The organism is Pseudalkalibacillus sp. Hm43, from assembly GCF_051842935.1.
GTDB lineage: Bacteria > Bacillota > Bacilli > Bacillales > Fictibacillaceae > Pseudalkalibacillus.
Window position 1 is genome coordinate 1092800 of record NZ_JBPXRR010000001.1, and the last position, 12167, is coordinate 1104966.

Annotated in this window: 11 protein-coding genes; all 11 read left to right on the forward strand. The window is 43.4% G+C overall.

Going from position 1 to position 12167, the window contains the following annotated elements; all coding sequences use genetic code 11:
- Positions 1-15: 15 nt before the first annotated feature.
- Positions 16-1257, forward strand: a complete 1242-nt coding sequence (locus ACSVDE_RS05800; RefSeq protein WP_439299992.1) for a M16 family metallopeptidase — start codon at positions 16-18, stop codon at positions 1255-1257.
- Between the two features lie 189 nt (positions 1258-1446).
- Positions 1447-1707 (forward strand): YlmC/YmxH family sporulation protein, encoded by a 261-nt coding sequence (locus tag ACSVDE_RS05805; protein ID WP_439299993.1) that lies wholly within the window; start codon positions 1447-1449, stop codon positions 1705-1707.
- A gap of 97 nt (positions 1708-1804) precedes the next feature.
- Complete coding sequence (dpaA, locus tag ACSVDE_RS05810; RefSeq protein WP_439299994.1) at positions 1805-2698, forward strand: dipicolinic acid synthetase subunit A; 894 nt, start codon at positions 1805-1807, stop codon at positions 2696-2698.
- A 5-nt stretch (positions 2699-2703) separates the two neighbouring features.
- Complete coding sequence (gene dpaB / locus ACSVDE_RS05815) at positions 2704-3291, forward strand: dipicolinate synthase subunit B (protein ID WP_439299995.1); 588 nt, start codon at positions 2704-2706, stop codon at positions 3289-3291.
- A gap of 205 nt (positions 3292-3496) precedes the next feature.
- Positions 3497-4546: an aspartate-semialdehyde dehydrogenase gene (asd, locus tag ACSVDE_RS05820; RefSeq protein ID WP_439299996.1), complete on the forward strand. Its 1050-nt coding sequence runs from the start codon at positions 3497-3499 to the stop codon at positions 4544-4546.
- Positions 4547-4559: 13 nt separating this feature from the next.
- On the forward strand, positions 4560-5786 hold the full coding sequence (gene dapG / locus ACSVDE_RS05825) for an aspartate kinase (RefSeq protein WP_439299997.1): 1227 nt from the start codon (positions 4560-4562) through the stop codon (positions 5784-5786).
- A gap of 25 nt (positions 5787-5811) precedes the next feature.
- Positions 5812-6693, forward strand: a complete 882-nt coding sequence (gene dapA, locus ACSVDE_RS05830) for a 4-hydroxy-tetrahydrodipicolinate synthase (RefSeq protein WP_439299998.1) — start codon at positions 5812-5814, stop codon at positions 6691-6693.
- A gap of 161 nt (positions 6694-6854) precedes the next feature.
- Positions 6855-7640: a ClpP family protease gene (locus tag ACSVDE_RS05835; protein WP_439299999.1), complete on the forward strand. Its 786-nt coding sequence runs from the start codon at positions 6855-6857 to the stop codon at positions 7638-7640.
- Positions 7637-7882 (forward strand): YlzJ-like family protein, encoded by a 246-nt coding sequence (locus ACSVDE_RS05840; RefSeq protein WP_439300000.1) that lies wholly within the window; start codon positions 7637-7639, stop codon positions 7880-7882. The genes ACSVDE_RS05835 and ACSVDE_RS05840 overlap by 4 nt, the downstream gene beginning before the upstream one ends.
- A 140-nt stretch (positions 7883-8022) precedes the next feature.
- Complete coding sequence (locus ACSVDE_RS05845) at positions 8023-10392, forward strand: DNA translocase FtsK (RefSeq protein ID WP_439300001.1); 2370 nt, start codon at positions 8023-8025, stop codon at positions 10390-10392.
- A 954-nt stretch (positions 10393-11346) separates the two neighbouring features.
- Entirely contained in the window at positions 11347-12075 is a 729-nt protein-coding gene (locus tag ACSVDE_RS05850; RefSeq protein ID WP_439300002.1) for a GntR family transcriptional regulator, read from the forward strand.
- Positions 12076-12167 lie beyond the last annotated feature (92 nt).

The following is a 12167-nucleotide window of genomic DNA, read 5'->3' on the forward strand; positions in this document are numbered from 1 at the left end:
TTAGGAGGAGACAGATTGATAACGAAACATACGTGTAAAAATGGTGTACGAATTATTACAGAGCACATACCGAGTGTACGCTCCGTTGCAATTGGGATCTGGATCGGTACGGGCTCTCGTTTTGAACAACAAGACAACAATGGCATCTCACATTTCCTTGAGCATATGTTCTTCAAGGGAACCAAGACACGGAATGCAAGGGAAATAGCAGAGTCTTTCGATTCGATCGGAGGACAGGTGAACGCATTCACCTCGAAAGAATATACGTGTTATTACGCCAAAGTGTTGGATAACCATGCTTCCAATGCTCTTGCAACCTTAGCGGATATGTTCTTTAACTCTACATTTGATGAGAATGAATTATTGAAGGAAAAGAATGTCGTCCTAGAAGAAATCAAAATGTACGAAGATACCCCTGATGATATTGTCCATGACTTATTGAGCCAAGCGACTTATCATCACCATCCGCTTGCTTATCCGATTTTAGGTACGGAAGAAACGTTGAACTCATTCAATGGTCAAACGTTACGTAAGTATATGGAAGAGTATTATACACCTGACAATGTCGTCATATCCATTGCTGGAAATGTAGACGATGCTCTTATTAAAGAAGTCGAGGAGCACTTCGGTGGATACACTTCTACAAGTACGAAACCTGAAGCGGTCAAACCTTCTTTCTGTACGGAAAAGAAAGCTAGAAAGAAAGATACCGAGCAAGCTCATATGTGCATGGGGTTTGAGGGTCTTCCTGTGGGAGATGACAGTATCTTCGATTTGATTGTTTTGAACAATATTTTCGGAGGCAGTATGAGTAGCCGGTTGTTCCAGGAAGTCAGGGAACAGAAAGGTCTTGCATATTCAGTATTCTCCTATCATTCCGCACATCTGGATACGGGGGTCTTCAACATATATGCAGGCACCGCACCAGGACAACTGGATGAAGTGTATGAGACCATTTCCTCCATCATCGGAACGTTGAAAGAGGACGGCGTTTCAGAAAAGGAAGTTGCGAACAGCAAAGAACAGATCAAAGGTAGTCTCATGTTGAGTCTTGAGAGTACGAACAGCCGTATGAGTCGTAACGGTAAGCATGAACTGATGCTGAAAAAGCAACGGACATTGGATGAAATCCTTCAAAGTATTGATGGCGTCAATAAGAAGAACGTTGATCAACTGATTCATCGAATCTTTGCTGGGGACTTCTCAAGTTCATTGATCAGTCCGAGCGGGGAATTTCCGAAGAGTTTTCCTCATTAATGAACAAATCGTACGAAAGTGTCTGATCCCAACAAGGGATTTGACACTTTTCTTTTGGAATGGAATAAATCATAATGATTTAATCGCTCGTATCCTTCAACCATTCATCCTATTTTTCGAGTCAAGATGTGGATTTCTCCCTACATGTGGACATATATATAGAATGACATGCTTGAAGGGGGAGCGAACATGAGATTAAGTGAAATTCTTGGAAAAGAACTCATTGATTATACGAAGGGAGAAAAGTTGGGGGTCTTATCGTATGCGGAATTCATCATAGATGAAAATGCCGGGTATATTGATACGTTGGAGATCCCACTTACCCAATGGAACGGTTTGCGAAAGAGAAAGACCATCATACAATTCAGGTGGAATAAGATCTATCGTGTAGGTGAAGAAACGATTCTGGTTGACCCTTCAGAAGCCGATGTGCAATCCGAATATAAATAATCACCTTGCAAGTATCTTCTTCATATGATGTTGAAGAATCAGCACTCAAGTATATTATTCCTCCGTAACATACGACGAATGAGAAAGGGGAGGAACGATGTTAACAGGAATTAAAGCAGCCATCATAGGTGGAGATGCTCGTCAGCTGGAGGTCATCAGGAAGCTGACTGAATTAGACGCACGCCTCTATTTAGTCGGATTCGACCAACTCGATCACGGCTTTACAGGAGCGACGAAAATGGATCTCGATGAATTACCAATCAGTGAATTGGATGCGTTGATTCTGCCTGTAAGCGGCAGCGGTCCGAATGGTGAGGTTGAAACGATCTTCTCCAACAAAAAAATCCAGTTTACAGAAGAGTTCCTTAAAAAAACGAAAAAGGACTGCACCGTTTTTTCAGGTATAAGCAATCCTTATCTGACGGGTTGTACCAATGGTGCCGGCCGAAAGCATATTAAACTATTTGAGCGTGATGATGTAGCCATCTACAATGCGATACCCACTGTGGAGGGAACCATCATGATGGTCATCCAGAACACCGATTTCACCATTCACCAATCCAATATCGCGGTGCTTGGTTTTGGCAGAGTCGGATTTACGGTTGCGAGGACATTCGCCAATCTAGGGGCGAATGTATCCGTCGGAGCTCGAAGATCTGAGCATATCGCACGTATTACTGAAATGGGATTCAGACCATTTTATCTTAGCAACCTGGAAAATGAAGTGGACGCCGTTGATGTATGTATCAATACAATTCCAGCACCGATCATCACTTCCAATGTCATATCTAAAATACCATCTCATACCCTAATCATCGACCTTGCCTCCAAGCCAGGAGGTACGGATTTTCGTTTTGCAGAGAAAAGGGGCATAAAAGCTATGCTTGCTCCAGGATTACCGGGAATTGTCGCGCCTAAGACAGCTGGTAAGATCATTGCAAACGTGTTGACACAACTACTTATGGAAGAAAGGAATATGGGGAAGGGGTAAGTAGAATGAAACTTGAAGGGAAACACATCGGCTTTGGATTGACAGGATCCCATTGCACGTATGATGCAGTCGTTCCGCAAATCCAAAGATTGTTGGATGCTGGTGCAAAAGTGACGCCGTTCGCCACCTATACCGTCCAAAATACGACGACAAGATTCGGTGAAGGTGAAGACTGGATTCGTAAAATCGAAGAAATGACAGGTAACGAAGTTGTGAATTCGATCGTCAAAGCGGAACCATTCGGTCCGAAAACACCATTGGATTGTATGGTGATTGCGCCGTTGACTGGAAATTCCATCAGTAAGCTTGCTAATGCGATGACAGATTCTCCCGTCTTGATGGCAGCAAAAGCGACCATGCGTAATCTGAATTCAGTTGTTCTTGGTATTTCTACAAACGATGGACTCGGATTGAACGGGGTCAACATCATGAGATTGATGTCGACGAAAAATATCTTTTTTATCCCATATGGTCAAGATTCGCCGAACAAAAAACCGAATTCATTAGTCGCACATATGGATCTACTCCTTGAAACCGTAGAAGCTGCACTTGATGGTCAACAATTACAACCTGTCTTACGAATATATGAATAGAAGAACAGAGGAAGCCAAGTATAATCGTAAACAAAACCATACCTCTGTACTCAATGATATGGTAAAATAAATGACAATATGACCAAGTATTTCAGGAGAAACGATCTTGTTTCTCCTTCTATCGTTCTTGAAGATTTGCAGTTATCATATTCACAAGATAGGTCAAAGTCATTCACAGAGCAAGATTTATGAGGAGGGACAGATTTTGGATTCAAATAAAGGATTTAACGTCGCAGTCGTTGGAGCTACTGGAGCAGTAGGTCAACAGATGCTGAACACATTAGCAAAAAGGAACTTTCCGATCGCTTCTCTCAAGTTATTAGCAAGTAAACGTTCTGCCGGAAAGAAAATGCAATTCAATGGAAATGAATATATGATTGAAGAAGCCACACCCCAAGCATTTGAAGGGGTGCAACTTGCGTTGTTCTCTGCAGGCGGTTCTATCTCGAAGGAGCTGGCACCAGAGGCGGCGAAACGAGGCGCGATTGTGGTCGATAATACGAGTGCGTTCCGCATGGACCCTGATACGCCACTTGTAGTACCTGAAGTAAATGAAGATGCATTGAAGAATCATAATGGCATCATCGCCAATCCGAACTGTTCAACGATCCAGATGGTCGTTGCTTTAGAACCAATCCGTCAAAAATACGGTCTGAAGAAAGTAATCGTTTCTACGTATCAAGCTGTATCCGGTGCAGGAGCGAAAGCGATCGATGAAATGAATGATCAGACGCAGTCCATTTTGAATGGTGAAGAGTTCACACCAGAAGTATTGCCTGTTTCAGGTGATAAAAAGCACTATCAAATCGCTTTCAATGCTGTACCCCAAATCGATAAATTCCAAGATAACGGGTATACATTCGAAGAAATGAAAATGATCAATGAAACGAAGAAGATCATGAGCATGCAAGAGCTCGAAGTTGCAGCTACTTGTGTACGGTTACCGGTTGAGACAGGACATTCAGAGTCGGTATACATTGAGATAGACGATGAAAATGTTTCGGTTGCTGACATGAAGTCCTTATTGGCAGAAGCTGAAGGCGTAACATTACAAGATGATCCTTCTGAACAGCTTTATCCGATGCCAGCGAATTGTGTCGGTAAAGATGATGTATTCGTAGGTAGAATCCGCAAAGACCTGGATCGCAAGAACGGGTTCCACATGTGGGTCGTGTCGGATAACCTCCTTAAAGGAGCAGCACTGAACTCCGTACAGATTGCTGAAAGCTTAGTGAAATTGAATTTATTGAAATGAAGAAGGTGCTTTCATGAATATCGTCGTACAAAAATTCGGCGGCACGTCATTGAAAACGGAAGATGGTCGGGATCGTGCCGTACAACACGTAACGAATGCTGTAAGCAACGGTAACAAAGTCGTTGTAGTCGTTTCAGCGATGGGACGTAAAGGCGATCCTTATGCTACCGATACATTGCTTGGTTTGATCACTGGCAACCCGACAGACATCAGTCCAAAGGAAACAGATTTACTCATGTCTTGTGGCGAGATCATATCTTCCGTCGTTTTTTCTAATCTGATGAAGCAACAAGGTGTATCTTCCATAGCATTTACTGGCGCACAGGCAGGTTTTAAAACCAACGCTGAACACATGAACGCTAAAATTATGGAAATGGACTGTAAAAAGATTCTCCAAGCATTCGAGGAATTGGATGTTGTCGTAGTGGCAGGATTCCAAGGTCAATCGGATGAAGGGGATATAACGACTCTTGGACGTGGAGGCAGTGATACATCTGCAGCAGCACTCGGTGCAGCTCTTAAGGCAGAAGTCATTGATATATTTACAGATGTAGAAGGTGTCATGACAGCCGATCCTCGGATCGTACAGGATGCAAGACCACTTGATGTTGTCACTTACAACGAAATTTGTAATATGGCGTACCAGGGAGCAAAGGTTATCCACCCAAGGGCAGTTGAAATTGCGATGCAAGCGAAGGTACCGATCCGCATCCGTTCAACCTACAGTGACCATCCAGGTACACTTGTTACTTCTACTACCGGAGATGGAGCAGGTCGAGATATCGAGGACCGCTTGATCACAGGGATCGCTCATGTTGCGGGTGTCACACAGATCAAGGTGCAAGCTCCTGAAGGAGATTACGAATTCCAATCCAAGATCTTCAAGGCCATGGCGGAAAGACAGATCAGTGTGGACTTCATCAATATCAGTCCACGCGGTGTGATTTATACGATTAACGGTCACCTTACAGACGTAGCGGTTTCAATCTTGAAGGATTTAGGGTATGAAGCGGATATACAGCGTAATTGTGCAAAAGTCTCTGCAGTAGGTGCGGGTATCGCTGGGGTACCGGGAGTTACAGCCAAAATCGTCGAAGCACTTTCCCAAAAAGGCATCCATATTCTACAATCTGCCGATTCCCATACGACGATCTGGGTATTGGTGCAAGAAGATGATATGATTGATGCGGTAAATGCACTACATCAAGTATTTGCGCTTGAAAAAGGAGATTTCATCTAATTTTCTATAAGGAGGAGATATCGAAATGAATTTCGGAAAAATTTTGACTGCAATGGTGACGCCTTTCGACCATAAAGGCAATATCGACTTTTCCAAGACGACTAAATTGATCGAGTACTTGATCAAGAACGGTTCAGATGGTCTAGTGATTGCTGGAACGACAGGAGAGTCACCGACTTTGACGAAAGAAGAGAAAGTAGCCCTCTTCAAACATGTCGTGAAAGTCGTGCAAAAAAGAGTCCCAGTTATCGCTGGTACAGGTAGTAACAACACCCATGCTTCCATCGAGCTGACGAAGCAAGCGGAAGAAGCAGGTGTTGATGCTGTCATGCTAGTGGCTCCTTATTACAATAAACCGAATCAACAAGGGCTTTATCTTCATTTTAAATCCATTGCGGAAACGACTAAGCTTCCAGTTATGCTTTATAACGTTCCTGGACGTTCCATTGTCAATTTGTCCGTTGATACGATCGTTCGATTATCTGAAATCGACAACATCGTTTGTGTAAAAGAAGCGAGTGGGGATTTGGATCAAATTACAGAAATCATTACGAAAACAGCGGATGATTTTAAAGTTTACAGTGGAGATGACACATTGACCCTACCGACGTTATCGATCGGAGGAGACGGCATCGTATCCGTAGCCGCTCACGTAGTCGGAAATGAAATGCAGAGCATGATTGCAGCTTATTCAGAAGGTGATGTGAAGAAGGCAGCACAATTGCACGGTAAGTTGTTACCAGTTATGAACGAAATGTTCTCTGCACCTAGTCCGACACCCGTGAAAACGGCATTGCAGATATTAGGTATCGATGTTGGCGGTGTAAGACTTCCGCTCATACCTTTATCTGAGCAAGAACGAGTAAGATTGAATTCATTGTTGAATGACTTCGCTAAAGTAAAATAGAATCCATATTATAAGAGGATGGTCTCAAGAGATCATCCTCTTTTCTATGGTTGTTCTGAAGGTCAGATACGTTAAAAGTACAAGGGATTCAGATGGATAGAAAGAAACCGATTATGACAATACTATAAGGAGACCAAAGTAAGTCGTGAAAGGAGTCCATCATGAACGAACAGCCTAACGATCAGAAGACGGTTTCTCCGACCAATCCATCTCAACCATCTCAACCGGATAAGCCGAAAAAACAAGATCAAAACAAAGAGGGTTCATCTAGTCTGATCAATAAAATCCAACAAATGGGTCAGACCAATGTTCCCCAAATGGAACAATCGAACATCCATTGTATGACGATAGTTGGACAGATAGAAGGTCATGTACAACTCCCTCCAAACAACAAAACGACGAAATATGAACATATGATTCCTCAGTTGGTTGCCATTGAACAGAACCCGAAGATTGAAGGCTTACTTGTCATCCTCAATACTGTTGGTGGGGATGTGGAAGCGGGACTTGCGATAGCTGAAATGATCGCTTCCTTATCAAAACCGAAAGTGTGTCTGGTCCTTGGTGGAGGTCATTCGATCGGCGTACCGATTGCGGTTTCAGGGGATTATTCTTTCATCGCAGAAACAGCTACGATGACGATCCATCCGGTTCGCTTGACCGGACTGGTGATCGGGGTGCCTCAAACGTTCGAATACCTTGATAAAATGCAGGAACGTGTCATCAGTTTCGTAATGAGACATTCGAACATTGAAGAAGAGAAGTTCAAAGAATTGATGCTCTCTAAAGGAAATTTGACAAGGGATATCGGAACCAATGTAATCGGTGATGATGCAGTCGCTTATGGACTGATCGACGAGGTAGGCGGGGTCGGTGCAGCGATGAAAAAGTTGAATGAGCTGATCGAAGCGAAGAGACCGAACGAAGAACAGGATCTCGTCCAATGATACTTTACACATCGATGCCTCACGAAGTCGTTTTCAGTGCAGTCCAGTCCGATTTTGAAAAACATTCAATGATCGAGATGAACGGCATACCTTTGATGGTTGAGCAGCTGGAGAATCAAGACTGCAGAATCGTAAGGATGATGAGCACGGACCCCGCTCATTATCTGGATGCGAATCTACAGCCAGGCACAGTGTTGAAAATGACCGTCGCCCCAGATCAAAATCCTTCTAGTTCGCTGTAATTCTGTATGATATAATAACACTACTCAAGGGTTGGCCCATGTCTTATCAGATGGAAAGGGCCAACCCTTTTCCACTACATAACCTCGTGTAATAAACACCACATACATCTATAGATGGATATACCAAGAGAGGTGAAATCATGGCGAAACGAAAGAAAAAAAATAAAAAGTCATCAAGCTGGAAGTCTCAATTGACCTTTGAATTGTTCGGATTGTCGCTTTTAGCCTTGACATTGATTGCTGCAGCAGAGTTTGGTAGAGTCGGGCGTGTATTCGCGAACTTATTCAAGCTCTTAGGTGGTGAATGGTATGGCCTGCTGTTGCTTGGCGTATTCATTTTATCCATGTACGTGATCTGGAAACGTTCGTGGCCTGCATTCTTCACTAGAAGACTAGCAGGTATATACTTGTTTGTGCTTGGACTGCTACTACAAAGTCATGTGAAGCTGTTCGAACTGCTTACCCGGAACGGAGAATGGGAAAACCCTTCTGTCATCCAGAATACTTGGGAGCTCTTCATCCAGCAGCAAGGGGCAGCACCGGGTACAGCTGACCTTGGCGGAGGAATGATTGGAGCTATTGGATTTGCATTCACTTACGTCTTATTCGCACCTGAAGGGACCCAGGTCATCATCTTTTTCATGTGGGTCATAGCTGTACTTCTGATTACAGGTCTCTCAATGAGCGATATATTATCAAAGATCGTCGTTCCAATGAAAAATTTCATCGTGCATACATATTCGGACTGGAAAGAGCATTTTGAAAGTAAGAAAGAGGAGAAAAAAGCGGAACGTACAAAAGAGCGGAAGTCGAGAGGGAAGCGAACGAGTGAGAGAAAGCCTCCTGTTCCAGAAGAAAAAGTGTCAGAGGAAGAGACTTATACAGAACCGATCATTCAGGAATATAACGAAAATGTGTATCAAGGGGCTTTCGAATTCGAAGAGCTGAAAGAAGAGAAAGCGGCTAACCAAACTGCTGCACAGAAAAAAGAGATGTCCGATTCATCCCAAAATAAAGGGAAGGCACCTGAATCCACTGAAGAGTCACCTGGTTTCTCAATAGCGGAAGTGGAAAATGAGTCTTATGAATTGCCATCGTATGATCTGCTCAGCCGTCCAGTGAAGGCGGGTCAACATCGAGAAAGACAACATGTATCTGAAAATACGAGAAAACTGGAAAGAACTTTCGAAAGCTTCGGCGTGAAAGCTAAAGTCGTCAAAGTCCACTTAGGGCCTGCGGTGACAAAGTATGAGGTTCAACCGGCTATCGGTGTCAAGGTCAGTAAAATCGTCAATCTGACGGATGATCTGGCTTTAGCTCTCGCTGCGAAAGATTTACGGATTGAAGCTCCTATTCCAGGACGATCCGCAATCGGTATCGAAGTCCCGAACCAGGAAGTTTCAATGGTTTCTCTACGAGAGGTCGTTGATACGAAACGGAATGATCTCAATTCGAAGCTGACGATCGGATTAGGTCGTGACATCTCAGGAGAGCCTATTTTAGCGGATTTAAGCAAGATGCCGCACTTGCTCATCGCAGGTGCAACGGGTAGTGGTAAGAGTGTATGTGTAAACGGAATTATCACGAGTATCTTGTTGAAAGCGAAACCGCATGAAGTGAAAATGATGATGATCGATCCTAAAATGGTCGAACTGAATGTATACAACGGCATTCCACACCTTCTGGCTCCTGTGGTAACGGAACCGAAGAAAGCCGCACAGGCACTGAAACGCGTCGTCAATGAGATGGAACGTCGTTACGAGTTGTTCTCCCATAGTGGCGCAAGGAATATCGAGGGTTACAACAATATGATCAAACGGAAGAATGATGAAGAATCAGAGGCGAAGCAAGCCTTATTACCATACATCGTCGTCATCGTTGACGAGCTGGCGGATCTGATGATGGTCGCATCGGGTGATGTTGAGGATGCAATCACTCGACTGGCTCAGATGGCTCGTGCAGCAGGCATTCATTTGATCATTGCAACCCAGCGACCTTCAGTGGACGTCATCACAGGTGTCATCAAGGCGAATATTCCATCACGAATAGCGTTCAGTGTCTCTTCTTCAACCGATTCAAGGACGATACTCGATATGGGTGGAGCAGAAAAATTACTCGGAAAAGGGGATATGCTGTTCTTCCCGATTGGAGCAAACAAACCGACACGGGTGCAAGGAGCGTTCTTGTCGGATGAAGAGGTACAAGATGTCGTCGACTTTGTCATCGGTCAACAGAAGGCAAAATACCAAGAAGAAATGATTCCTACAGATGAACCTGAACAAAAGGTTGAAGATGTCGAGGATGAATTGTTCGATGATGCGGTCAGTTTGATTCTCGACATGCAGACCGCTTCAGTTTCTATGCTTCAAAGACGATTCCGAATCGGGTATACCCGTGCTGCGCGACTCATCGACGCAATGGAAGCGAGGGGGATCGTCGGGCCATATGAAGGCAGCAAACCACGTGAAGTGCTAGTTTCACATCATGATCAAGATGCCTCATCCAGTTAACACAAGAAAGACGACCATTCGAGATGAATAACGTGTTTACTTCAGAGGTGCAAACAAGTAAATATCAAAGAGAAACGCACTGGATTTCACAATGAAATTCACAGTGCGTTTTTTATTGTTATATCAGCCCTTCCCTAAACTTTTGTGCCTACATAACATATGAATTCACATACCATTTCACAGGGCTGAAATAATTATTGGAGGGCTGTGAATATAGGTGTGATTTGTGTTGTACGGACAGGAGATCCGTTATTTGTGACAAAAACGCTCATTTCGGGGTGCAAACGGACATCAGAGACGCTATTCTTTAAAAAGTATATGGTTTTTAATGATTTTGGCCCAAATAAGGTACCATATGTCCGTTAGGTTTAGTAAAAGTGAATAATGTATAGAAATAAGGTCCTCAATGTCCGTTAGATATATGAATTAGTCATTCTTCATCAATTATCAATAAGTAACTGGATCCATTAAGACTCAAGAGTGGATTCAAGAAGTATGTGTTATACCTTGTGATTCAGTCTGTGATTTTGCGTTTTGCACCTCACAAGTGAACCCGTTACGAAATGAATGGTCGTTTTTAAATTCTTTTCTTTATTTTAAAAATTTTCGACACTCCAGCGGGAAAAGCGAGCCAGGCGAGACCCTACAGCAGCTTTCACCACTAAAGGATCTTCGACTAAGTACCATCACATCCTGTGATGAACGTCGAAGTCAGTACATACTGTACAAGTCCGTCCTGTGGAGAACCTCGAAGTCACCACATCCTGTGGAAGTTCTGACAAGGTCACTCGATTGTCATCTAATTTATGAATTTGAGTGTACTTTTTGAAACATTCGTGTAACATTTTTTCCTATTCTGTAAAATTAGTATTTATTTATTGTTGTAAAAATGATATAGTATTGTCGAATATTGTTAAATTAAATAGATTAGTAGTACTTCTGAGGTGAAGACGTGTGACCATTAAAACGGACCATCGTCTATTATATTTGCAGGTAATAGATCGATTGAAGAAAGATATTGAAGCAGGTGTTTACGAAGAGGGGGAGCGGCTTCCAAGTGAATTCGAACTCTCTAAACAACTCGGGATCAGCAGAGCGACCCTCAGGGAAGCTTTACGGATCCTAGAAGATGAAAACGTCGTAGTCAGACGCCATGGTGTCGGTACATTCGTACGTTCTCGTGCGGTCTTTTCATCTGGAATCGAAGAGCTTTTCAGTGTCACTGAAATGATCGAACGTGGCGGTAAAAGCCCGGGTACGAATTTTCTAAGTTCAGATACTAGGGACGTTACGGAGGAAGAGCTGCAACGTTTCAATACAGAGGAAGACGAACAATTGGTCGTTGTGGAGCGTGTACGTACAGCAGATGGACGACCTGTCGTATACTGCCTGGATCAGATTCCAGCGAAGTTCATGCCAGTGAATCAGAAGACGACTGAGGAAGAGTCTCTTTTCAACTTGCTTGAAAAGGAATCAAATCGACGTGTTTTGTATGCGGTTACACATATCGAACCGGTCGGTTACCACGAAAGGGTTTCAGAGATCCTTGAATGTCCACCAGAGACTTCTCTACTTGTGTTGAAGCAGATGCATTATGATCAAAATGACAACGCTGTCTTATACTCTGTCAATTACTTCCGTGCAGATAAATTTGACTTCCATGTTGTCAGACGTCGGGTGTAAGGCCTTTTACCAATTTTAGGGGGTGAGTGCTGAAAAAGAGAGCGTTCAAGCATCATACGTGTACTATGAAACTTTGAAAATACATTAAGGGG

Excerpts from the sequence above, each read along its gene's own strand:
- dapG (WP_439299997.1), top strand. The coding sequence starts at position 4,560 with ATGAATATCGTCGTACAAAAATTCGGCGGCACGTCATTGAAAACGGAA.
- dpaA (WP_439299994.1), top strand. The coding sequence starts at position 1,805 with ATGTTAACAGGAATTAAAGCAGCCATCATAGGTGGAGATGCTCGTCAG.
- dpaB (WP_439299995.1), top strand. The coding sequence starts at position 2,704 with ATGAAACTTGAAGGGAAACACATCGGCTTTGGATTGACAGGATCCCAT.
- ACSVDE_RS05845 (WP_439300001.1), top strand. The coding sequence starts at position 8,023 with ATGGCGAAACGAAAGAAAAAAAATAAAAAGTCATCAAGCTGGAAGTCT.
- dapA (WP_439299998.1), top strand. The coding sequence starts at position 5,812 with ATGAATTTCGGAAAAATTTTGACTGCAATGGTGACGCCTTTCGACCAT.
- ACSVDE_RS05835 (WP_439299999.1), top strand. The coding sequence starts at position 6,855 with ATGAACGAACAGCCTAACGATCAGAAGACGGTTTCTCCGACCAATCCA.
- ACSVDE_RS05805 (WP_439299993.1), top strand. The coding sequence starts at position 1,447 with ATGAGATTAAGTGAAATTCTTGGAAAAGAACTCATTGATTATACGAAG.
- ACSVDE_RS05840 (WP_439300000.1), top strand. The coding sequence starts at position 7,637 with ATGATACTTTACACATCGATGCCTCACGAAGTCGTTTTCAGTGCAGTC.